This is a genomic window from Mycobacterium florentinum (assembly GCF_010730355.1).
Taxonomy (GTDB): domain Bacteria; phylum Actinomycetota; class Actinomycetes; order Mycobacteriales; family Mycobacteriaceae; genus Mycobacterium; species Mycobacterium florentinum.
The window spans coordinates 382,586-404,589 of the sequence record NZ_AP022576.1; the positions used below are offsets into that span (position 1 = coordinate 382,586).

At 63.4% G+C, this 22,004-nt stretch carries 26 protein-coding genes and 1 pseudogene; 8 read left to right on the plus strand and 19 right to left on the minus strand.

The genetic code is table 11. The annotated features are described in order from the left end of the window. Positions 1-61: 61 nt before the first annotated feature. The 3 genes from G6N55_RS01855 to G6N55_RS01865 are packed head-to-tail and all read right to left on the minus strand — an operon-like array spanning position 62 to position 1,778. The gene (locus G6N55_RS01855) at positions 62-682 is read right to left on the minus strand and encodes a hypothetical protein (protein ID WP_085220285.1); all 621 of its coding nucleotides are present in this window, start codon (positions 680-682) and stop codon (positions 62-64) included. After that, positions 679-1,281: a methylated-DNA--[protein]-cysteine S-methyltransferase gene (locus G6N55_RS01860; RefSeq protein WP_085220284.1), complete on the minus strand. Its 603-nt coding sequence runs from the start codon at positions 1,279-1,281 to the stop codon at positions 679-681. Before G6N55_RS01860 ends, G6N55_RS01855 begins: the two co-directional genes overlap by 4 nt. Before the next feature lie 2 nt (positions 1,282-1,283). Continuing rightward, on the minus strand, positions 1,284-1,778 hold the full coding sequence (locus G6N55_RS01865) for an RNA polymerase sigma factor (protein ID WP_264002020.1): 495 nt from the start codon (positions 1,776-1,778) through the stop codon (positions 1,284-1,286). A gap of 125 nt (positions 1,779-1,903) precedes the next feature. On the opposite strand from G6N55_RS01865, the gene G6N55_RS01870 reads away from it, so the two are divergent. The 3 genes from G6N55_RS01870 to G6N55_RS01880 are packed head-to-tail and all read left to right on the plus strand — an operon-like array spanning position 1,904 to position 3,828. Then, a complete protein-coding gene (locus G6N55_RS01870; protein WP_085220283.1) occupies positions 1,904-2,416 on the plus strand; it encodes a methylated-DNA--[protein]-cysteine S-methyltransferase in 513 nt (170 codons plus the stop codon). Further along, positions 2,416-3,129 carry a 2OG-Fe(II) oxygenase gene (locus G6N55_RS01875; RefSeq protein ID WP_085220282.1) on the plus strand — a complete coding sequence of 238 codons (714 nt, stop codon included), beginning with the start codon at positions 2,416-2,418 and terminating at the stop codon, positions 3,127-3,129. The genes G6N55_RS01870 and G6N55_RS01875 overlap by 1 nt, the downstream gene beginning before the upstream one ends. A 33-nt stretch (positions 3,130-3,162) precedes the next feature. Then, positions 3,163-3,828 carry a nitroreductase family protein gene (locus G6N55_RS01880; protein WP_085220571.1) on the plus strand — a complete coding sequence of 222 codons (666 nt, stop codon included), beginning with the start codon at positions 3,163-3,165 and terminating at the stop codon, positions 3,826-3,828. A gap of 12 nt (positions 3,829-3,840) precedes the next feature. On the opposite strand, the gene G6N55_RS01885 is transcribed toward G6N55_RS01880, so the two are convergent. The 3 genes from G6N55_RS01885 to G6N55_RS01895 form a co-directional block, all read right to left on the minus strand. Beyond that, positions 3,841-4,287 (minus strand): cupin domain-containing protein, encoded by a 447-nt coding sequence (locus G6N55_RS01885; RefSeq protein WP_232078898.1) that lies wholly within the window; start codon positions 4,285-4,287, stop codon positions 3,841-3,843. 23 nt (positions 4,288-4,310) lie between these two features. Then, on the minus strand, positions 4,311-4,943 hold the full coding sequence (locus G6N55_RS01890; RefSeq protein ID WP_232078899.1) for a sigma-70 family RNA polymerase sigma factor: 633 nt from the start codon (positions 4,941-4,943) through the stop codon (positions 4,311-4,313). 127 nt (positions 4,944-5,070) lie between these two features. Then, on the minus strand, positions 5,071-5,988 hold the full coding sequence (locus G6N55_RS01895; RefSeq protein WP_085220279.1) for a LysR family transcriptional regulator: 918 nt from the start codon (positions 5,986-5,988) through the stop codon (positions 5,071-5,073). 212 nt (positions 5,989-6,200) lie between these two features. On the opposite strand from G6N55_RS01895, the gene G6N55_RS01900 reads away from it, so the two are divergent. Beyond that, a complete protein-coding gene (locus G6N55_RS01900) occupies positions 6,201-6,779 on the plus strand; it encodes a carboxymuconolactone decarboxylase family protein (RefSeq protein WP_232078900.1) in 579 nt (192 codons plus the stop codon). Between the two features lie 78 nt (positions 6,780-6,857). Here the strand turns inward: G6N55_RS01900 and G6N55_RS01905 are convergent, their stop codons facing one another. The 6 genes from G6N55_RS01905 to G6N55_RS01930 all read right to left on the minus strand — a co-directional run bounded on the left by G6N55_RS01905 (position 6,858) and on the right by G6N55_RS01930 (position 11,338). Continuing rightward, positions 6,858-7,883: a CobW family GTP-binding protein gene (locus tag G6N55_RS01905; RefSeq protein WP_085220278.1), complete on the minus strand. Its 1,026-nt coding sequence runs from the start codon at positions 7,881-7,883 to the stop codon at positions 6,858-6,860. A gap of 720 nt (positions 7,884-8,603) precedes the next feature. Beyond that, positions 8,604-8,915, minus strand: a complete 312-nt coding sequence (locus G6N55_RS01910; RefSeq protein ID WP_085220277.1) for a type II toxin-antitoxin system PemK/MazF family toxin — start codon at positions 8,913-8,915, stop codon at positions 8,604-8,606. Continuing rightward, entirely contained in the window at positions 8,905-9,138 is a 234-nt protein-coding gene (locus G6N55_RS01915) for a hypothetical protein (protein ID WP_085220276.1), read from the minus strand. The genes G6N55_RS01910 and G6N55_RS01915 overlap by 11 nt, the downstream gene beginning before the upstream one ends. A gap of 191 nt (positions 9,139-9,329) precedes the next feature. After that, positions 9,330-9,557 (minus strand): type II toxin-antitoxin system Phd/YefM family antitoxin, encoded by a 228-nt coding sequence (locus tag G6N55_RS01920; RefSeq protein WP_308206530.1) that lies wholly within the window; start codon positions 9,555-9,557, stop codon positions 9,330-9,332. Between the two features lie 39 nt (positions 9,558-9,596). Continuing rightward, the gene (locus tag G6N55_RS01925) at positions 9,597-10,670 is read right to left on the minus strand and encodes an oxygenase MpaB family protein (RefSeq protein ID WP_085220568.1); all 1,074 of its coding nucleotides are present in this window, start codon (positions 10,668-10,670) and stop codon (positions 9,597-9,599) included. Between the two features lie 431 nt (positions 10,671-11,101). Beyond that, on the minus strand, positions 11,102-11,338 hold the full coding sequence (locus G6N55_RS01930; protein ID WP_085220275.1) for a hypothetical protein: 237 nt from the start codon (positions 11,336-11,338) through the stop codon (positions 11,102-11,104). A 225-nt stretch (positions 11,339-11,563) separates the two neighbouring features. Between G6N55_RS01930 and G6N55_RS01935 the strand changes: the two genes are divergently transcribed. After that, entirely contained in the window at positions 11,564-13,249 is a 1,686-nt protein-coding gene (locus G6N55_RS01935) for a GMC family oxidoreductase (RefSeq protein ID WP_085220274.1), read from the plus strand. A 149-nt stretch (positions 13,250-13,398) separates the two neighbouring features. After that, on the plus strand, positions 13,399-14,226 hold the full coding sequence (locus G6N55_RS01940) for a DUF1906 domain-containing protein (protein WP_085220273.1): 828 nt from the start codon (positions 13,399-13,401) through the stop codon (positions 14,224-14,226). 27 nt (positions 14,227-14,253) lie between these two features. Here G6N55_RS01940 and G6N55_RS01945 read toward each other — a convergent pair whose 3' ends face one another. Then, entirely contained in the window at positions 14,254-14,862 is a 609-nt protein-coding gene (locus G6N55_RS01945; RefSeq protein WP_085220272.1) for an LGFP repeat-containing protein, read from the minus strand. An 84-nt stretch (positions 14,863-14,946) separates the two neighbouring features. Beyond that, positions 14,947-15,282 (minus strand): annotated as a pseudogene (locus tag G6N55_RS01950) (EAL domain-containing protein); the annotation flags it as partial. A 75-nt stretch (positions 15,283-15,357) separates the two neighbouring features. Between G6N55_RS01950 and G6N55_RS01955 the strand changes: the two are divergent. Then, on the plus strand, positions 15,358-15,729 hold the full coding sequence (locus G6N55_RS01955) for a hypothetical protein (protein ID WP_085220271.1): 372 nt from the start codon (positions 15,358-15,360) through the stop codon (positions 15,727-15,729). A 17-nt stretch (positions 15,730-15,746) separates the two neighbouring features. Here G6N55_RS01955 and G6N55_RS01960 read toward each other — a convergent pair whose 3' ends face one another. The 4 genes from G6N55_RS01960 to G6N55_RS01970 form a co-directional block, all read right to left on the minus strand. Continuing rightward, entirely contained in the window at positions 15,747-15,953 is a 207-nt protein-coding gene (locus G6N55_RS01960; RefSeq protein WP_139826671.1) for a hypothetical protein, read from the minus strand. 12 nt (positions 15,954-15,965) lie between these two features. After that, positions 15,966-16,100: a hypothetical protein gene (locus G6N55_RS30075; RefSeq protein ID WP_264002021.1), complete on the minus strand. Its 135-nt coding sequence runs from the start codon at positions 16,098-16,100 to the stop codon at positions 15,966-15,968. A gap of 321 nt (positions 16,101-16,421) precedes the next feature. Beyond that, positions 16,422-18,449 carry a serine/threonine-protein kinase gene (locus G6N55_RS01965; RefSeq protein ID WP_139826670.1) on the minus strand — a complete coding sequence of 676 codons (2,028 nt, stop codon included), beginning with the start codon at positions 18,447-18,449 and terminating at the stop codon, positions 16,422-16,424. 243 nt (positions 18,450-18,692) lie between these two features. Beyond that, entirely contained in the window at positions 18,693-20,816 is a 2,124-nt protein-coding gene (locus tag G6N55_RS01970) for an EAL domain-containing protein (RefSeq protein WP_085220267.1), read from the minus strand. Between the two features lie 214 nt (positions 20,817-21,030). Between G6N55_RS01970 and G6N55_RS01975 the strand changes: the two genes are divergently transcribed. After that, complete coding sequence (locus tag G6N55_RS01975) at positions 21,031-21,507, plus strand: SRPBCC family protein (protein ID WP_085220266.1); 477 nt, start codon at positions 21,031-21,033, stop codon at positions 21,505-21,507. Positions 21,508-21,524: 17 nt separating this feature from the next. Here G6N55_RS01975 and G6N55_RS01980 read toward each other — a convergent pair whose 3' ends face one another. After that, positions 21,525-21,842, minus strand: a complete 318-nt coding sequence (locus G6N55_RS01980; protein WP_085220265.1) for a hypothetical protein — start codon at positions 21,840-21,842, stop codon at positions 21,525-21,527. Between the last annotated feature and the right edge of the window lie 162 nt (positions 21,843-22,004).

The window sequence follows — 22,004 nt, forward strand, 5'->3', positions numbered from 1 at the left end:
GTTCCCTTATGCCGGCAGGCCAACTTGACCATACACAGCGAGAACACTGTCGATGCCACGGTCATCGGGCAGAGTCGTCAATCTGAACGGGGTATCCGGCACGCAAGATCCGCGTCGTGGACAGCGGGGTCAGCACCGTGGCCTCGCCGATTGCCGGGCGAAGTACCTTGTGCCGATAGGAGTTGTCCGGACCCCAGAGCGCGAGGTGGTCACCGACGACGGCGGCCGGTCCGGAATCGGTGGCGACGAACACTCCGTTGGGCAGGTCGCTCCAGGCGGCGCGGTGGCCGGCCTTGTCCATCCGTTCGCGGTGCAGCCGAGCGTCGATGTCTTTAGCGTAAAGTGTTGTCCCACCGTATATCTCGAACCACAACGATCGGTAGGTCTGGTAGTCGTGGTGTCGGCATTCGCCACATGGGCGATGTCCGGCAGCCAACGCGACCGCCTCGTCGAGGAAGAACAGCGGCGTGTAGCGGTTCGGTTCCCACTGCGCGACTGTGCGGCCCCGGAACGACAGCACACAGGTGATCCAGGTCTGGTGTTGGTGGTTGCGAACGACCGCGCGGGTGCCGCGCCCTTCGTGCAAACGGCCACGGTTGCCCATCCAGGCGCCCCGGCCCGCAACGGCGATGATCTCGCCCAGTGGTGAGACGCGGTTGCACGCCGGCCCTTCCGTCGTCATCTCTCCCGCTCAAGATCGAGCAGCACCCGTTTGGCGTCGGGCCCGCCTCGATAGGCGCCGACGGTTCCGTCGGATCGGATCACCCGATGACAGGGCACGACGATGGGGATCGGGTTTGTTGCGCATGCGGTTCCCACGGCGCGTACCGCCTTGGGGGAGCCGGCCAGTCGCGCCAGCGCCGCGTAGCTCGCCGTGGCGCCGTAGCTGATCTCCGTATTGAGGCGTTCGAGGACCGTGCGCCGAAACCCTTGCGACAGCGTCCAGTCCAGCGCAACGTCGAAGCTGTGCCGGCGGCCGGCAAAGTATTCGTCGAGCTGACGCGCGATCGGATCCAGCCGCATCGGCGCCTCGAGCATCCGCGGGCTGATCCGCTCGGAGAGCGCCAGCAGCACGCCGTCCCGATCCTCGTTCGCGAAGGCCACCCGTACCAGTCCGAGCGGGGTGGCCGCCAGCAGCAGCGGCCCGACGGCGGAGTCCACTGTGCGGTAGGCGATGTCGAGCAGGTCGCCGGCCGCGGCGTCCCTTTCCAAGCGGGCGTGCAGGCGTTGCAGCTGGTCCGGGTCGACGGGGTAGTGGTGGGCGAGGTCAGTCGGGGTCATGGTCACTCCTTTGCAGTGAGGGGATAGGTGCGCCGCAGGGTGGCGATGCCATCGGCCGCGGCGCGCCGGGCAGCGGCAACGCTGCTGTCGAGGATCGTGGCGATCTCCGCGTAGGGCAGGCCCGCCAGATAGTGGTAGGCCACGGCCTGGCGCTGCTTGGGTGGCAGCGCGCCCACGGCCGTTTCGAGGTCGAGGTCGAGGCGATCGGGTCGTGCCCCGGCGGGGGAGTCGGGCGCATCCGCGACCGGGATGGCCCGTCGCGCTGCCGCGCGAGTGATGTCGATGGCCTTGCGGTGGGCGATGGTGACCAGCCACGCCTCGACGTTGGCGTCTCCCGGCAGTTGCGGGTAGGCCTTCAATGCCGCCAGGAAGGTGTCCGACCAGGCGTCGTCGGCATCGCTGTGGCCAACCACGGCGCGCACAACCCGCAACACCATCGCGCCGTGCTGCGCCACGACAGCCTCGAAGGGCAACTTGACGTCCTGTGCGGCCTGCACCGTGAGATTTCCTCCTGCTCCCTGATGTGAAGACGTCGGCGCATCGCGGAATGTGAGAAATCAATTCGCATCCCCATCTCACGCTTGTCGACCGTTCATCGTCTACCACCAAAGGAGGTTGAACGATGACAGCACGACACACGGTGATCGACAGCCGGTTGGGTGAACTGACTTTGGTTGCCGACCAGGGCGCCCTGACGGGCGTGTATTTCCGGCATCATTGGCACCCGCCCACAGCTGAGACCCTCGGCGAGTACGTCGAACCGGCCGCCGATGAATTGTTCAGTCGCACCGGTGAACAGCTGCGGGAGTACCTCGCCGGAGAGCGCACCCAATTCGATCTTGCAATCGCGTTGGTGGGCGACCCGGTTCGACGCCGGATTTGGGATCGGCTTGTCGACATCGGCTACGGGCAGACGAAGACGTACGGATCGCTGGCCGCCGAATTGGCCGACGGCACCACCGCCTACGAAGTCGGTCAGGCCGTCGGACGCAATCCGCTGAGTATCGTGGTCCCGTGCCATCGGGTCGTCGGAAAAGACGGCGCGCTAACCGGTTACGCGGGCGGCCTGGAGCGCAAGCGATTCTTGTTGGATTTGGAGGAGCCGGCACCCGCAGTGGCTGGCAAGCTGTTCTGATGCCACCGAATTGGCGTAACCGCGTTGATGCCGCGGACTGGGAGGCGGTCACCGCCGACATGAACGATGTCGGCGGTGCTCTGCTCCCGGAGTTGATCACGCCTGCCGAGTGCACCTCGGTGATCGAGCTATACGCCGACGACGGTCTGTTTCGGGCCGTCGTGGATATGGGCCAGCACCGTTACGGGCGAGGCGAGTATCGGTACTTCAAACAGCCCTACCCACGTCCTATCGAGGACTTGAAACTGGCGTTGTACCCACGGCTGTTGCCGATCGCCCGCGACTGGTGGACGAAGCTCGGGCGGGAAGCCCCCTGGCCCGACACACTCGACGAATGGCTGGACATGTGCCATCGCGCCGGCCAGACCAAGCCGACGGCCTTGATGCTCGAATACGGCCCGGGTGATTGGAACGCGCTGCATCGAGACCTCTACGGGGACCTCATCTTTCCGCTGCAGGTCGTCATCAATCTCAACCAGCCGGGCGTGGCGCACACCGGAGGTGAGTTCCTGCTCGTCGAGCAACGGGCCCGGGCTCAGTCACGCGGGACGGTCACGACGCTGCCGCAAGGCCACGGCTACATCTTTACCACCAGAGAACGGCCAGTCCGCTCGACCCGAGGATGGTCGGCGGCCTCGGTACGCCACGGTGTGTCCGCCGTCCGCTCCGGGCAGCGCTACGCGCTGGGTCTGATTTTCCACGACGCGGCCTGACCCGTCGTCGCCGGCTGCGGCACGATGGAAGTCATGGAGTTGTACGACGTCATGCGATCTACCCCCGCGGTACGCGAATTCACCGACGATCCGTTTCCCGACGACGTTCTCGAGCGCATCCTCGATAACGCTCGCTTCTCGCCGACCGGTGGTAACCGGCAGGGCGTGCGGGTCATCGTGCTACGTGATCCGGAGACGCGGTCCGCGTTGGCGGATCTCGGGCTCACCGCGGCCCGTCGCTATACGGCGCAGTTGGCCAACGGCGAGTCGCCATGGAATCCGTTGCAGCCGACGGGCTTAGATCCAGCCACGATTGCGGCGGCGGAGCCGGCCGCGCAGATGTCGGCGCCGTTTCGTGAGGCGCCGGTGGTGCTGGCAATCCTGTTGAACCTTGCCGTTGTCGCCGCCACCGATCAGGATCTCGATCGCATCGCGGTGGTACCCGGCGCTTCGGTGTACCCGTTCGTGTGGAATGTGTTGCTGGCGGCGCGCAATGAAGGCTATGGCGGAGTGCTGACCACGATGATTGCCGCCGAAGAGCCGCGGGCAAAAGATATTCTCGGCGTACCCGACACATTTGCCATCGCCGCGTTGGTACCGCTGGGCAAGCCCCTGCGACAGGTGACGAAATTGCGCCGACGACCGGTCTCCGAGTTCGTCACTTCGGACCGGTTCGACGGGGCGCCCTTCGGCGGCTAGCCGGTTGTCCCCTTAAGCGAACGGGCAACCGGGATTTGGTGCATCCTCGGCGGCTGGTTTGCCCACCGGCTGGATGTAGATGACTTCCAGGATCAGCGGCATGGTGCCGAGGTTTCGACCGAGATGCACGTGGTCGGGGCCAGCGGGTTCGATGACGGGATCGCCCGGGTTGTAGACGCCGTCAACCGAGCAATCGGCGGAGTAATGGGTGAGAGTGCCCTGTTTGATTGCTCCGACGAGCGTGCCATCGTGCCAGTGCCAACCGGTGCTGCCGCCCGGGCCGACGGTGATGTCGCGCACGATGAAATCGCGTCCTTCTTGCGACGATTGGGTCTCTTGAGCCGAGTTCACTCCGCTGCCGGGCGTCGCGGCGCTCCGCGCGGGCGGTAAAGCGATTGAAAGTAACAGCAGAAGTGCGACAAGTCCTATGCGGCGTCCACGCATCGCTGTGACCCCCACCCTTAGGCTGATCCTCCGTGCTATTAGGCTGCGGCTATCACCGCATCGTCTTCGCGGATGTATCGCTGTTCAATAGCAAAGTCCAGCAGCAACTTCCGCATGTTCTTGCGGCCGCGATGGATGCGAGACATGACTGAACCCAGTGGTATGTGCAGGATCTCGCCGATTTCCTTGTATCGGAAGCCTTCAACATCGGCGTAGTAGACGGCCAGCTGCTGCGATTCGGGTAGCTGCTGGAGTGCCTGGCGAACCTCCGGGTCGCCGATCGAATCGAGCACCTCCGCCTCGGCCGACAATCGTCCCGCGGTCGACTGCGGGGGTCCCGCGGTCGACTGCGGGGGCCCGGCCGGAATCAGAAAGTCGCTGACGTCGCCGGCCAACCACTCCGCCGGGCGACGTTTCGCGGTGCGGTAGTGATTGATTCGCGTGTGGTTCATGATCGTGAAGAGCCAGGCGCGCAGGTTTGTGCCTTCCTTGAAGGACCCAAATCCGACATAGGCCTTGATCATCGTCTCTTGGACGAGGTCTTCGGCGTCTGCGTGGCTTTGGCTATACCTGCGTGCCGCACGGAATAGCTGATCGCGCAACGGTATGACGTCGCGTTCGAATCGCGCTGCAAGATCATCGAGATGCGGGCTCGGCGGGGACTGCGACATGATCGTCAACCTCGTAATCTTTGCGCTCGGTTGTGTCTCTTCATCAGAGCAACGAAGCATCATCGTGTCCAATGAATGGTTCTGATCCGAGCCATCAAAATTAGAGATGAGCGTCGTGAAACGCTGATCAGGACGATTGGCTTGTCGAGCGATTTCGGGGTCGCGGCGCCGACGCGAGGATCAACTCGGCGAGTTTGGCGGCGGCCGGGGAGATCTGCGCTGGTCCGCCCATCGCGAGGTAGATCGGCCACACGATCTCCGGCTGCAACGGCACGGCGCGGAGGTCCGGAAAACGGCTGACGTCGCTGGCGGGCATGAACATGGTGCCCAATCCGTGCTGGACCAGACTGGATGCGACCCCGTCGTTGACCGCCGCTTCGTACCGGGTGCGCGCCGTGATGCCGGCTGCGGTGAAGGCGTTCTCGACGACGCGGCGCAGGCCGAATTCAGCAGGGAAGCCGATCAGGTTCTCCTGGGCAAGCTCAATGATGCCGACGCGGTCGCGCTGCGCTAAATGATGATCGGGCCGACAGACGAAGAACATCGGCTCCTCAGCCAGGAGTCGCATGTCAATCCCGGTCGGGAAGCGGTCCGGAGCGGAAATGAAGGCAAGGTCGAGCGAGCCGTTGGCAATCGCCGACAGGTGCGGCATGGAACCCGACGTGCTCAGCCGCAGAATGATCTGGACGAACGGATAGGTGCGGTGAAATTCGCCCAATGCCCGTGGGACATCCAGCGCCCCAAACGATATGAGTGAACCCACCTCGACGGTCCCGGAGAGCTCGCCGAGGTAGTCACTGACCGAATCCTTGGCGAGTCGGGCGCTGTGAATGATGCGGCGCGCATGCTCGCGAAACAACTCACCGGCCGGGGTCAATTTGATCTGCTGCTTGGATCGGTTGAACAGTTCGACGCCGAGTTCCCTCTCCAGCTTGCTCACTGACGTGGACAGCGCGGACTGAACGACGTGCACCCGTTGCGCCGCGCGCGAAAAGTTCATTTCGTCTGCCACAGCAATGAAGTACTCGAGCTGACGTAGTTCCATCCCGCACACCCTGTCAATGGAGTTGAGGAACATGTCAGTAGGCGCACCAATGGACCTGATGCGCGCATGCTCCATCGAGATGTAACACCCGTCACGCCACATTGTGTGCGCTGCCGGCGTATAACGGATTCACGGCGACGCGATCATTGCCAGTGATCGCCGCAATGGCGATACTTCAGGGGCCCAGACACGTGCGCAGAGGAGACGTTGAAGTGACACGAATCGCCCCGTCCGCCGCCTTTGCCGCGGTGCCGATTGAAGACCTCGGTCAAGGGGATCGGATAAATCTCGGCGTTGCCTCCATCGTCAGTCGCCTGCCGGCGGCGGCCGAGGCGCTGGGCGCGTTGACCGCCGCGCTTCGCACCAACGGGAGTCTGTCGCCCCGGCTGCTCGAATTGGTGCGACTGCGCATCGCATTTTTCAACCAGTGCCGAAGCTGCATCGCGGTCCGCTATCAAAGCGCCATCGACGACGGGCTCGACGAGGACGCGGTCTGCTCGCTGGAGCGACCGGCCGACGCGGACAATCTCTCCGACGCCGAGCGATCGGCGCTTCGCTTCGCCGAGCTGTTCGCGACCAACCATCTCGCCATCGACGATGCGGTCTACGACGAATTGCGCAAGCACTTCAGCGAGGACGAGCTCGTGGAGCTCGGCCTGCACTGCGCCATAGCTCTGGGAGTCGGGCGGCTCTCCGCGACGTGGGACGTCAGTGATGATCTGCCCGAATCGAACGGTTCGTCCGAGCGTCTGGCGCCGTGGAACTCGGCGTCGGTTGTCGCGACGGGCTAGCCTGGGGGCCGGCCGCAGACAACAAAACGTCACTGTGACGTAATCCGTTGGAGTGCTGTACTTTTCAGTGTCAGGGAGTCAGAGGCTGCGCCGGCGATACTGTCGCAACCGGTGAACATTGGCGAGAGTCGCGGGGCCGGCGAACGGGCGCAGTACGGCATCAAGTCGAGCGCGCACGGCATCGGTGTCGAGGCCGATCCCGATCGCAACGAGACAGTTGGCCGACATCCCGGGCGGTGCGATCACTACGTGAATCACTGAGCCGACCAGATTGACCGCATACGTGTGCGTGGCCGCGCCGTAGCGCACCGCCACGGCACCCTTGATCCGATATGCCCCGGCTGGCGGATCCTCGAGCAGGTCGATGAGCGCGCCCGGGTCGATTTCGCCATCGCTCGTCGCGGTGACCGCGTCGGCGTGCGAATTGTCGTGATCGTGGCCGTGATCGGTCGCGGCGTCGACGAGCAGTTCGCGCAACGAGAGCTGACCCGGCTCTTCGTCAGTTCCCGAGACGTCGTAGAGCAGCGCAGGATCGATCCGGCCGCCGATCGCGCCGACGACGGTGGCTCGTGGATTGCGTTCTCGCACCCGTCGTTCCACCCGCTCAACCGTCACGGTGCGCTGGTCGCGGGTGAGTTGGTCGAGTTTGTTGACGACGACGAGCGAAGCCACACCGTAGCGGGCCGGCGCCGTTTGGCCGACGTCGATGGTGTCGAAGTGTGTCGTGGCATCGATGACATCGACCAATCCGCCGTACCGCACGCCGGGGACCTCGCTGAAGCCGATGATCCGGGCGACCGAAACGGGTTCGGCCAGACCGCTGGCCTCGACGATCACCGCGTCCAGCTTGCGCCGAGGATCGGCGAGCCTAGTCAATGCCTCGTCGATCCCGCCGTCATCGGGCAGGCAACAGATGCAGCCGCCGGCGATGGAGGCAGGCTCGTCGACTTGGCCGGTCACCAGCATGGCATCGACGTTGAGTTCACCGAAGTCATTGATGATGACGCCGATTCGTGCTCCCGGACTGCGAAGCACATGGTTGAGCAGGCTGGTCTTGCCGGCACCAAGATGGCCCGTCAGGCAAATGACAGGGATCGCTCGCACACTTGTCCTTCGCGTCTCATCGGCTCCCGAGGTCCGGCCGGGGCGGTGGCCATAATGCTAATGATTTTCAATAAGGCATGATCAGCCGGGCCTCGAATTCGAGCAGAATGCCTCAGTCGACACGGGATGCCGATCGCGAGAACTAACCCAAAAGCCTTGCAGCCCAGTCCTATTCGTCACAGTGACGTTTTGTCGACGCCGAGCGGGAAGGGGGCGAGCGGTGGGGATGGTCGGGGCATGGGCGTCGAGTCGCTGGTCGCGCGGCTGCAGTCGACGGCGCCGGCCGGTCCGGGGTGGGCGGCATAAGGCCGCCGGGTCAATGTAGACACGCGGGAGCCGATCTTCGCCGGCCATGCGTGGAGCCTCAAGAGCCCTGCCGCACAGAGCAATTCGTCACAGTGACGTTTTGGGGCAATCGCGCGGTCGGGGCAATGGGCCCTTGACTAACTCGATTAGGGATCGCCAACTAACTCCAATAGGGATCGGCCGATCGCGCCGCGGCGGGCCAAGGCCGGCGGTCGTGATCTCACGCCGGGGCCGCGGCGCGCATGACCATGGTGAGTCGAGCAGGCGTCGTCGAGGAGCCTTTCATGTGGGCGTTCGCGGTGGGCGTGACCGACGTTCCGGCCGAACTGCCTATATGGCTTATGCCGATAAGCGACATTATGTCAAGCAGGCGGCTGCACCCCAATTGTTTTCATCCGATGGGTCGCTGCGCGCTCAGAGATCGAGGACGATGCGCAGCGCTGCATCAACGCGGCGCATCTCGTCGAAGTTGAGGAATCCGACGCTTTTGCCGAGTCGGCCCGGGGCGACCGCCGCAGCCTGCTCGGCAAGCACGCGGGTGTTCACGCCGCCGATTTCAACTTCGGGACGAAAGCTGGCGGCACGAGCCGACGTGGATGTTGGCGCCACCAGCCAGGTCGACAAGGGCAGGTGATCTGACTGGACTACGACGGCATAGCGGGAACCGGACTGCTCGTGATCGCGACTCCCCCGCGGGGCCCGCAACTGAAAGACCTCACCACGCACGCAACGTCTCCATGTCGCGCAGCACCTGCATGGCCTCAGCGCGATCGGACTCGTCTTGCGCAAGCCTTTCCGCCTCGGCGCGAGTCGCCGCGCTGGCCTTTCGCCGTGCCGCATCGATAAGAGCAGATCGAACAGCTACCGATACAGCCGTGCCATCCTTGGTCAAGACCTCCAACGCCTTCAATGCGTCTTCGTCCGGCCGGAAGGTAATCGTGTCAGCCATTGCAACAGTGTACGACGTTTTGTAAGACGACCGCTGGATCCGCGGGTCACAAGTAGAGATGTGTAAAGCGGGCCACCGGGCGGAGTTCCAAACCGTGAGATGCAGCGCAGCGCGCGTCCGCAGCACCTACAACAAGCCGCGCTGACTTGGTGAGGTATCCGATCCGACCGAACTGCCGGACGAATCGGTGATTAGCTGTCTGGGTTCACCCGTGGGAGATTCCGGCGGCGACGAATCAGTTCATTCGGGCTGGCGCTGGAACGGGGCAAGGGGGGCAGTTCGGCCACCGGCGCACCGTCGCGCGTAACCACGATCCGCTCGCCGTGCTCAACGCGGCGGAGTACTTCTCTCCCGTGGTTGCGTAGATCGCGCACAGTCACCGTGTTCACGTCCCAAGTGTCTCGCCGGTGAGACGCCACAGCGAGACGTTGATGCCCGCACCACCGCCCAGCAACTTATCAGCTGGAAGCAAGCACCTCATTCGCCTCATCTGCTGGTGCATCTTCTTGTGCGGCGCGGCGGGCGCGGTTTTCCCGCAGTGCTTGCTGTGCGGACTCCAGGGTGATGTTGCGTGGATCGACCCCTTCCCGCTCAAAGCCTTCCACCGCAATCGGCAAGTAGAGATACTTCTGCGGGACTAGACGCTCGAGAACTGCGTAGAGGCGCCGATACATACGCATAAAACGGAGCGTCATCTCCTCGTCCTCGGAGGTCCACTCTAAGTTGAACAACTCCCGCAGATGGGGCGGAAAACTATTGGCAACGACATTCCGCCGCGCCGCCCACCAGGGCCACACAAATTTTTTCATGACTGCAGGCCACCACCGCGGCGCCGGGCGGCTCTCCAAAAATTGTTCCAGCATGACCTGAGTTACCTGTGAGTTCACCAAATAATTATGCTCGATGTTTTCCAGATACCGCTCGAAATCGTCGTAGGTATCCGGCTGAGGGCTATCGTCCACCCCCCACATGCTGTACCACTCCTTGGATTCCTCAAATAGCTGCTCCTTCATCGCACGTGGCATGGAACCGTCGAAATACAGCTGCTCAGTTATTATGATCAATAGGTGATAAAAGAAGGTGACATGGGCAAAGTAGAAGGTCTCCGCATTTAAGGCGTGGTAGGTCCCCTCGTGCAGTGCGCCTTTGACGGATTTGTGCATATTCCGAGTCTTCAGTCCGTATTTCTTCGCGTCTTCCGGAGCGCCGTACACCGCGCCATAAATGTACTCACGAGATCTCTGGCGCCGTTCTTTATATATCTTGGCGCGTGCGCCGAAAGAACTGTCGCCGGTGAAAAGAACAGAATTCGTGGTCGCTTTCGCCATCTGTGGCCACGCCCCCGCAATGGTGCCCACTACCCCGCTGCCGAAAAATATCACATCAAGGCGCCCCCAATACTTCCATATCAGGGAATCGGCGGGAATTGGATGCTGAAAAAGATCTTTCCGCGACAAACTGTTATCGCCGGTAAATTCCGTCACCGTAGCGTCTTGCGGAATCACGAGCTCTGAATCGAACGTTGTTTGCATGATTTTCTTAAGTGCCCTGATACCCCGGACCGCCACGTCGACCCCTTCCGTTGCCCCATACCCATTAATTGGTCACCTCAGTACCCGGACGTGTACACCCCCAGCCTCGGGTAGCTGATGTCTTCATCACCTAACCATCGCTATGTCGACTGTGTCTTGGGTTTGCGTCGTTCCGTGGCGCCGGATTTGGCCGCCTCCCGGCGGCGATGTCGCGTAGAGGGCGTCGTCCGGGCTCGCCGGTAGCTATGCGCCCGCCCAGGAAGTCAAAGCCCTTGTTGCACACGGCATCTAGAGCCTGCTCGGAGAACGCCTCGCCACGAAACCAGCATCGCCCGCTGCCTGACCGAGTGGACGAGAGTGCTATCCCGCCGGAGTCGTACCCCCGGACGACGTCGCCGCGAGGCCGCCGACGGGCCGGGCCGTACCCGCTGCTAACCCATCGTCAAGATTGCGCCCGCGGAGACGCCAATGACCGTCACAAGGGCCACCAAAATCACGGTGATCGACGCGCGCACGATCTCTGCTTCCGTGAGTCGCCAGTGCGGCCTCGATTCGACGAGAACGGTGTTCCTGCGACGAGCACCTGCGTTGATGCTTGCCACCGCCAAAAGGAGATCGTCACGCGCGTCTTGGTCGAATAGGTTGTGCGCGGCGATTGCGGTGGTCATATCAGCCCCCAGGCTCCCGAACGCCGATAGGCGTTGTCGGGATGTCGAAAGTTTCGGCCTTCTCGTGTATCCAAAGATACGAGTGCGAGATCACGATTGCGGTAACGATCCTTAACGGTCACAGCACACAATCGTGCTCCCGCATCGGCGGCGAGGCATACGAGCATCTGGTAGAGAATTCCTTCTTCAGTTGTGCGCCAACCTATTTCGTTGTCCAATATCGGAATGAGCCCGGGCACAGAATTCGACTTCATCATCGTGGGAGCAGGCAGCGCAGGCTGCCTGCTCGCCAATCGGCTCAGCGCCAACCCCGATCGCCGTGTCCTCTTGATAGAGGCCGGCGGCAGAGACGACTGGTTCTGGATCAAAGTGCCGGTGGGCTATCTGTACACAATTGCCAACGCCCGCACCGATTGGTGCTTCACGACCGAGGCCGACCCTGGCCTTGCTGGACGCAGCATTCACTACGCACGCGGCCGGGTGATCGGCGGCTGCTCGTCGATCAACGCCATGATCCACATGCGCGGTCAGGCCAGCGATTACGACCGGTGGGCGCGGGCCACCGGTGACGAGCGATGGCGTTGGGGTGGCCCGGACAGTCCGGGCGAGACACTGGCGATCTACAAAAAGTTGGAGGACTACTTCGGCGGCGCCGACACCTGGCACGGCGCCGGAGGTGAGATCCGCGTCGAGCGGCCACGTGTGCGTTGGAAGATCTTGGACGCCTGGCAGGCCGCCGCCGCCGAGGTCGGCATCTCCCCGATCGATGAATTCAACCGGGGCGTCAACGCCGGCTCTGCGTACTTTCACGTGAACCAGCGGCGTGGCCGTCGCTGGTCGATGGCCGACGCCTTCCTGCATCCCATTGCGCATCGGCCGAATCTCACCGTCTACACGCAGACCCAGGCCCTGCAGCTTCTGATGGATGACCAGGTCCACGAGGATCAGCGTCGCGGTGCCTGGACGACTGCCCAGCGCCGCGTCACCGGAGTGCGGCTTCTCAGAGGCGGCCAGATCGTCGACGTCCGAGCGCGCCGCGAGGTGATCTTGAGCGCCGGTGCTATTGGCTCTCCGCATCTGATGCAGGTCTCGGGTTTGGGCCCGGCCGGGTTGCTTGCCCAGCATCAAGTGCCGGTGGCCGTCGATCTACCGGGAGTGGGCGAAAACCTGCAGGACCACCTGCAGCTTCGAACGATCTACCGGATCCGGGGCGCCCCGACCGTCAACACGCTGTACCGGAACTGGATCACCCGTGCGGGCATGGGACTTCAGTACCTGCTGCTGCGATCGGGGCCCATGACGATGCCGCCGTCCACGTTAGGGGCTTTCGCCAAGAGCGACCCCGCCCTGGAAAGTGCCGATCTGGAATGGCATGTGCAGCCCTTGTCGTTGCCGAAGTTCGGCGAACCGCTGCACCCTTTCGGGGCGATCACTCCTTCGGTCTGCAATCTGCGACCCAGCTCGCGAGGCCATGCGCGCATGGCCAGTGCAGACCCCCTGACCCACCCGAAGATCTTCTGCAATTACCTGTCGACCGACGCCGATCGTCAAATCGCCGTCCGGGGCCTCCGGATGACCCGGCAGATCATGGCGGCGCCGGCGCTGGCGCGGTACGACCCGCAAGAGTTGCTTCCCGGCTCGCAACTGGTGAGCGACGAAGACCTGCAGCGGGCGGCCGGTGAACTCGGTACGACTATTTTCCATCCGGTGGGTACCTGCGCGATGGGAAGTTTCGACGCCCACGGGCGACCGCATTCGGCCGCCACGGTGCTCGACACCGACTGCCGCGTGTATCGCGTCGCCGGCCTTCGAGTGGTCGATGCGTCGGCTATGCCCACGATCATCTCCGGCAACACGAACGCGCCGGTCATGCTCATCGCAGAGCGCGCAGCGCGGGCGATTGTGGGATAAGCACGAATAGCTTTGCGCGCCAACGCCAATCTCGATCGAAGTAAACTCATAGCCGAACGGTCACCGTTCGGTATCCATTTGGGAATGCAACCGCGTTTCGGCTAGCGCAGCTCTATCGGTAACAACAGCCACATCGTTAACATCGCGCGATGCAATGTTTGCCCCCGGCGGCCAGCGATGTACGACTGCGAACGGTTTCCCGCCGCGACGCGCTGCGCTGCGCGACAGCGTTGGCCGGTCTCGCTGCCGCATCGGTAGCCTGCGGCATGCCTACGGCGGCCGCCGCCGCTTCGCCCCAACTGATCGACTTCGCCGCGCGCCAGATTCCGGCGCAGCAGATCCGAGCTGCCGGCTATAGCGGTGTGGTCAACTACGTTTCGGAGTCGCGTCCTGGCACATCGTTTGGCGCCAAGCCGATCACTCGGTCCTACGCCGACTCATTGAAAGCCGCGGGGCTGGTGATCGTCAGTAACTACCAATACGGCAAACCAGGTAGCTCGGCACCGTCGGACTTCACCCGGGGCTACGCCGGCGGCATCGCGGACGCGCGCACCGCCTGGCAGCTGCACACCGCCGCGGGCGGCGGCCAGGGCGCACCGATTTTCTTCACCATCGACGAGGACATAAACCACGACATCTGGAATCGCACCGCGCTGCCGTGGTTTCGCGGAATCAACTCGGTCCTTGGCGTTCAACGCACCGGGGTTTACGGAGGTGTCAGAGTGTGTCAGTGGGCCGTGGCCGATGGCGTTGTCGGATCTTCGACCACACCCGGCCGCCGCTGGCTCTGGCAAACCCGAGCCTGGTCCGGCAATCAGGTCCACCCCGCCGCTGTTCTATACCAGCGAGTCGTGAGCACCTCGTCCAACCCCGGGCCGAAGGTCGGCGGACTCGAAGTCGACGTCAACGACGTCCTAGCTTCCGATTGCGGCCAGTGGAACCTCCACGCGAGCCATCCCAGTGGCGATGTGCGGTAGCGGCGAGATCGCTGCCTGCAATTCGAGTTAGAGCCCGGCTGGCACGACCTTGTCGTTGACCGTCACCGCGACCTGGCCGGTCGTCGGGTTGTACTCGATCTTGCCGTGCTCGAACGTCGACACCCGTAGGTCGCCGACCGTGTTCACGTCGCTGGTGGGCAAGCCCAGCGGACCTGCCGAACCGTTGGTGCCGGTGACCGCAGGCGTGCCGTCCGGGCCTCTTGGAACATTCCAAGCCTCCCGGATCTTGCCCAGGATGATGTATGCGGGCGTGCCGGCCTGATTGTTCTTGGCGGTGATCGCGCCACCCTGGAATTGCTGGAATACCACGCCGCTCTCCCGCGTGCCCGCGTTGCGGTCACCCGTCAGCGGCTTGCCGAGAGCCTGCCTCTGGCCCTCAGTTGCCGACGAGTATTTGGCGGCGATCGGGCCGGTCAGAGTCACCTCGACGCCCCCCTCCCCGATGACCTTCACCTCCGTGGGCTGCGCCGGGGCTGTCGACGTGGAGGTGGCATTCGCACTGACTGGAGGCGGTGCCGACGCGTCGACGCTCTTGCCATGGCTGCAGCCCGCAGTGATCAGCGCGAGGGCGGCCAAGCCGACGACTGCGGTGTGGTGGTGTGCGACCGTTCTCATGGGCTTTCTCCCCCGTCTGCCTGTGGTATGCCGATCGCGCTTTTTCGTAGCTCCGAACGAACCTACAACGACAGCGCTCGATGCTTACCTGCCGGCGGAAGGTATCGCGATGTCGGTCAGGCCGGCCGCCGCACCGAAGAGATGGCCTTGTGCCAATCCGCATCCGGCCATGAACACCGTCTCCGCCTGCTCGGCGGTTTCGATCCCTTCGGCGATCACCTTGAGTCCCAACGCTTCACACAAGCCGATGACCGATCGGTACAGCGTGAGGTTTCGTCCCGGCTCGACGCCCGCCGCGAGGCCACGGTCGCGCTTGACGAATTGCACGGGCAGCTCGTGCAAGTAGGTCAGCGAGTTGTAACCCGTGCCGAAATCGTCCAACGCCACCCCGATGCCGAGTTCGTTCAACCTTCTGATGGCGTTGAAGTTCGATATCCTTGCAGACTAGTTAGACGGTTGGGCGGTTATTGCATAACCAGCGAGGGTCGGCATCACATGCAGGTCGTTAGAGTCAACGGCGACCGCCATAACCGAGATTCTGTGGGCCTGTTCAGAAAGAAGAGGCGGCCCGAAACGGCTCCCGCTGATGCCAAGGTCTACTACTCCACCCCGTTTGGCGACACAAAAGACGGCAAGCAAGAGCCTTTTTTGCTCGAGCGCGAGGGTATTTGGTACGTGCCGGTATTTCGCAGCGTGGAATCGATGAAAGAGTTCTACGAGTGGATGAACCGCGCCGCGTACATGATCCTCGAAGGCGACGTAAAGACGGTGATGGACACCAATCGCTCACTCGAGCTGATGAAGCGGGTAGGTGTCGTGATTGAGCCCTTGAGTGATCATCCGGTTGAGATCGGACCCGACGCTTGACGGACGCTTGGGTGCGATCACTTCTTGAGGTGCTCTTGCAGCTTTGGGTACAGCTCGGCCGCATCCTCCACGCCCACAAGCTCTTTCGGCAGCTCGATTTCGCGGACGGACTGCCCGGGCCCGGCGATGGGCCCACCTGTTCCCGCCTCGGGCTTGGTTGAGGCCCTTTTACCGGCGGTGCCGACGATGTTCCCGCGCTCGTCGGTGATCACGGTGATCTTCATGGTTTTCCTCATTCACGTGTTGAGTGGCAGGTCGCTGAATTTGATGAATTGGAGCAGGAACGGCACGGTGATGCTGCTGTCGTTTCTGATCTTGAATTCGTAGAACACCTCGGGCGCGTGGTCGTCACCCGGGCCGCCGCGACACATCGCGAAATCGTATGTAACCAAGACGTTTCGGGCGGTGTTGTTGCCCCCTTGGGATATCCCCTTGGGTATCGCGCGGAACACGATTGGACCCTGGTTTGGTCCACCGGTCGGGCCCGGGTCCGTGAAGAAATTCCAGGTCCAGTACTGGATAGAGTTCGCTGCGATGGTCCAATTACCGTCGACTTGCCAACGTACGGGCATATCGGCCCCCTAGCCTCGTGGTTGTGCGTCGTTGTTGGCGCCTGCTGGAAAAGTAGTACTGACTCAGTGCGAAAAGCGTGAGTAGTTCACTACCTGAATTGGCGGTCTTCGGGCGCAGCGTCAGCGTTCGATTACCGTCAACGAGCCATGGTTGAGGTCGCTGCTGACATAGGCGAAATGGGTGGTTGGGTCGACGGCGATGGCGAGCGGATTGTTGCCCACCGCAAGGATTCCGGTGACGATGCGCCGCGTGGTGTCGATCACCGACACGGACGCGCCGCTGTAGTTGGCCACGTACGCGGTGTTGGTCGGCGGGTCCACCGCCACACCCGCGGGGCGTTGTCCGACGGGCACACTAGCGGTGACGCCGAGGCCGATGGTGTCGACGAGGGACACCGATGCATCGTCGCCGCTGGCGATGTAGGCGGTGTGCGATGCGCTATCGATGGCGATACCGGCCGGGTGGACGCGAAGTGCGACCGAACCGATAACGGTGCGGTTCGAGGTGTCGATAACCGTCACCGTTGGATCGGTATTGGTGACAAACAAGCGGTGAGCTGTCCGATCGATGGCGACGCGGCTTGGACCCTTTCCGGCGGGCACCGTCGCCGTCACGGTATGCGTCGTCGTGTCGATGAGCGACACCGACGCGTTATCACCGTTGGTGACGTAGGCGATCCGCGCATCCGGGTCGACCACTACTCCGCCCGGATGGCTACCGACGCTTATTTTGGCGATGACCTTGCTGCTGGCCATGTCGATAACCGACACCGAGGCGTCGTCGAAGTTGGTGACGTACACGGTTCGGGCGGACGGATCCACGGCAACACCCACCGGGTGGCGTCCCACGGTGATGGTGGCTGTGACCGTACGGCTGGTGGTATCGACCACCGAGACGGAGCTGGAACCGGTGTTCGCGACATAGGCGCTGTGTCCGGCGGAGTCGACCCCGACGCCGAACGCGCCATTGCCGACCCGTATCGACGCGGCGATCGTAGGCGGACCACTCGGGACTGCCGTCAGTCCCGCGCTGGGCGTGCCTCCCCCGCTAGGCGCCGATGGTGGCGCGGTGGCCGCCGTCGTCTGGGTAGATCCAGGCGTGGATGTGTGTGCGCGCAGCAGGTATACGCTCGCGCCTCCCGACGCCACCACCACCGCAATCACCGCGGCGACCAGCCATGGCCGTTTGACGCGGGTGCGGTTCCCCACCATGTGCTGCGACGGATCGCGGTGTGGTGGTTTCTGTGCGGGCTCCGTCGGTGCATCCGGCCATGAGGCCTCGTGTGTGCGCGCGGGGGCAGTGACGGTGTGTGACTGGGTATTCGGGTCCGGGACGGATAGCGGCACCGTGATCGCGTCGCGCGCGGCGCGTGCCATATCCACCGGGGTGGCGTAACGCCGCTCGGGGTCCTTGGCCATGCCAGTGGCGATGACCGCGTCGAACGCGGGCGGCGCGCCGGAGTCGGACGGTCGCGGCGGCGGCGTCGACAGATGCCCTGCCACTTGTTGTTCGATGCTGTCGCCCGGAAATGGGGAGCCTCCCGTCAAGCACTCATAGAGCACGCAGGCGAGCGCGTAGATGTCCGAGCGTGCATCGGCCTCGCCGACTCTGAAGCGCTCCGGTGCCATGTAGCGCAGCGTGCCGACCACCGCGTCCGTCCCCGTCAGGCCGGTCTCTCCCACCACCCGCGCGATCCCGAAATCGATCAGATACGCGAAGTCGTGTTCATCGAGCAAGATGTTGGAGGGCTTGATATCTCGATGTACCAGTCCAATCTTGTGTGCGGCGTAAACGGCCTGGGCCACCTGCTCGACGATCTGCACCGCGCGTGCGGGCGGCATCGCAGCGGAGGCCAGCACGGTCGCCAAGTCGCGGCCCTCGATCAGCCGCATGTCAACGAATAGCCGCCCGTCGATCTCGCCGTAGGTGTGAATTGGCACCACATGAGGGTTGTTTATTCGTGCCGCTGCGTGGGCCTCGCGACGGAATCGCTGTTGAAACGTCCTATCCGAAGCAAAATGTGCCGGGAGCACTTTCAGCGCGACCATCCGATCGGTGACGGTGTCATAGGCTCGCCAGACCTCCCCCATGCCGCCTCTGCCGAGCAAAGTGATTAGGCGGTATCGGCCGAACGGGGTCCCTTCCATGGAAACCTCCCGACAGCTGCGATTCAGCAACACCATAGTCCACTGTCGGTACGGCGGGCTAGCAACCGTCGCGACAGTGGGCGGCAAGCACCCGCCCTGGCAGGAGATGTAGTAAATGAAACTGGCGGGCTACCACCGATGAATTTCGGCGCATCCTCAATTATGATGTAGCGCAACACAATACATCACAGTGACTGACGCGGCTCTGGTTGCTGCCGCTGAATATGCTGTCCCACGGCAGGATTAATGGCGAAAGACGCCGCTTTGGCTGCGCCGCTGTTCATACATGGCCTGATCGGCGCGCTCGAGGACGGCATCGATGGATCGGCCATCTCCCGGTCGGTGTGCTGCGGAGCCGATCGTCAAGACGATTGAGATCTCGGTGCCGTCGGCAAGCGTGATCGGTGTGAGTTTCACCTGTCGTGTGATTCGGTTCGTGAGGAGCGTGAGCGCCTGATCGTCAACGGCGTTGGTGATAACCAGGAATTCGTCGCCACCCCAGCGGGCGACGAGATCGTCGTGTCCAACGGCCGTGAGTAGGCGGCGAGCGACTTCGATCAATAGTTCGTCGCCGGCTTGGTGGCCGCATCGGTCGTTGATGGACTTGAATTGCTCGATGTCGCAGAACAAGATTCCGTAGCCCTCGTCGGCCGCGTCGAGTTCCTCGAGCGCGCTCCACGCAGCGGAGCGGTTGGCAATCTTCGTCAGCGTGTCGGTGGTGGCTTGGCGGGCCAACTCGGCCTCTCGCATGCGGTCGGCGGTGACGTCGACGATTTGCGATACGAAGCACCGAGGCTGGTTGCGATGGCCTTGTACGAGCACAGCGGTGAGGTTGCACCATACGACGCGTCCGTCGGAGGCGATAAAGCGCTTGTCCATGCGGTAACTGCGGCGGCGCCCCGCCAGGCACTCGCCGAGCAGAGCCAAGTCGGCATCCAGGTCCTCGGGATGCGTGATCTCCTGGAAGGTGAGGTTTGCCAAGGCCTTTCGGCCGTAGCCGAGAATCGTCCTAAGCGCCCGGTTGGTGCGCTGGAACGAACCATCGAGGCCGACGACGGCCATCCCGATGGGCGAATGCGTCAGCGCCAGCTCGAACCGTCGCTCTCCGAGCAGGTCGAAAAGAGCGAAGGACCGATCAACGGGTTCGGCGACGGCGTCGCAGGCCGCAAAACCGTGGGTGTGAGAGTGGGGCCTGCCGAGGTAGTAACCCTGCGCCCAAGGGATGCCGGCGGCACATATGGCGTCCAGTTCGCCCTGGCTCTCCACCCCTTCGGCGACCACGGTCGCACCGATCTGCGCGGCGAATTCGGCAATGGATTGCGCCAGTCGCCGCCGAGCGTCGTCGGCATCGATGTTGCGTGTGATGGACTGATCGATCTTGACGAATTCCGGTGCTAATTCCAGCACGTGAGAGAACGAAGAGAAACCAGCGCCCACGTCATCGACCGCCACCCGCATACCGCGTGCCCGGCATGCTTCGAGCACGTCGTCAAGGGCGTCGTAATTCTCCACGGCATCATGCTCGGTGATTTCCAGCACGAGACGTGACGGGTCGACCTCGGCAAGCAGCTCCGGCCACGGAGTCACCAGCACCGCAGCCGGAGAGATGTTCATGGCGACGAACACATCTTTGGGTAGCTGCGGCAACAGCGACAGGATGCGTGCTATGACCGCCGTCTCCAACTCGATGTTCAAGCCCAACAGCGCGGCCTGGCCGAAAACAAGATCGGGTCGAAACGGTTCGCAGGGGAAGCGCGCCAGCGCTTCGACGCCGACCACTTTGCCTGTCGAGACATCGTGTACCGCCTGGAAGATGACCTCGAAATCGCGCTCGGCCACCACCCGGCGGATGCGCTCGTGCTGCTCGGCACGGATCTTCGTCGAGTCCGCCGGCAATTCCATCAAGGCGCCGATGAGGTCGGCCATTTTGTTGACAATTCGTAAGTCGACGTCGGCGAGATGCGGCTTCGGCTCCCGGCTCACCGCGCACACCATCCCGGCCGTCGAGCCATCCGGGCCGAGCAAAGGAACGCCGACATAAGCGCCCAGCCCCAATTTGTGTGTTCGGGGCAGGACGGAGGCCGTTCTGTCGGCCGACGTGTCCGGGATGACGGCCGGCAGCCGCCCATCGATGACGCGGACGCTATAGGACCCAGACAGCGATGATCGGTCGCCAGGCGAGACACCCAAGGCGTCGGTGTCGCCGTCGATCACCTCGAATACCTGCATGCCCTGGTAAAACGAAGCTATCCACGCGGTCTCAAGACCTAGGCGATGCCGCAACAAGCCCAAAAGGGTTCGAACCAGCTCTAAGGAATTTGCTGGTTCCTCGCTCGCCGGGTGCGCGCCTTGCCCCTCGGCCCCCATAGCGACATGGTAATTGGGCTCGCTGGACCACGGGTTTGGAATCGGTTGGATTTGCCGGCGTGACGGCAGCGTAAAACCCCGGGACGTACACCTAGCCCGAACTCCGGGTGACGCGGAGATCCGGTTTTCAAATACCGTCCCCGGCTACCGATGGATTTCGGGAGCGCGACGAGTCATACCTTTGAGTGGACAATTCGACAGCAAAGGACAACTCATGACCGCCGACGCTGAACGCTATGTCGTCACGCACACGATCGTCGCCAGGCCGGACGAGATCTTCGCCGTCCTCGCGGATCCCACCCGCCACCATGACACCGAGCCCGGCGACTGGGTGCGCGACGCCAAGGACGCCGCACCGATCACCGGTACCGGGCAGATCTTCGCGATGAACATGTTCCTCACGCAGGCCGGCGGGCACTACATCACGTACAACCTGGTGAACGTGTTCGACAAGGACAGAGCCATCGGGTGGATGCCGGGCCAGCTTGACGATTCGGGCAACCACGCTCCCGGCGGCTGGTCGTGGCGATACGACCTCGCGCCCCACGCGGACCGCACCGACGTCACACTCACCTACGACTGGAGCGGCACGTCGCAGGACTTTCGCGAGCGGGTCGGCGCGATGCCCATATTCCCCGAGGACTACCTCGCCGCGTCGCTGGCGACGTTAGAGCAACACGTCGCCGACTGACCGCGGCCCGGCCGCAATCAGCCGGGCGGTACCAGTGGCGGACGGCATACGTTAGCGCCCGGATCCCACCACCAACCGTTGTCGCATGCCAACGGTTGCGGTCCGACGCCGAGCGGCCGGCACACGTTGGCCGTCGGGTCCCACCACTGGCCCGCGTCACAGGCCAACGGCTGCGGCCCGACACCGAGCGGCCGGCAGACCTTGCCCGTTGGATCCCACCACTGGCCATCCGCGCAGTCGGCAGAACTCACCGCCGGCGTTGCGATCGTCGTTGCTGCCATGGGCACCAATGCCACCGAGACGACGGTTGCAAGTCGGCGGACATACGTCCTCACGATGGGCCTCCCCTCGTGGTGTATGCATCATCGAACCGCCACCGGGGACGGAGGTCAACCCCGTCTCGGTGGATGCGATGGCGGTTCGGTGGGGCGCGATCAGCTTTGCCGGATCCGTGATTGTCGGCTTCGCACCATCGCCGTGAAGTCCGGCTTGATGAC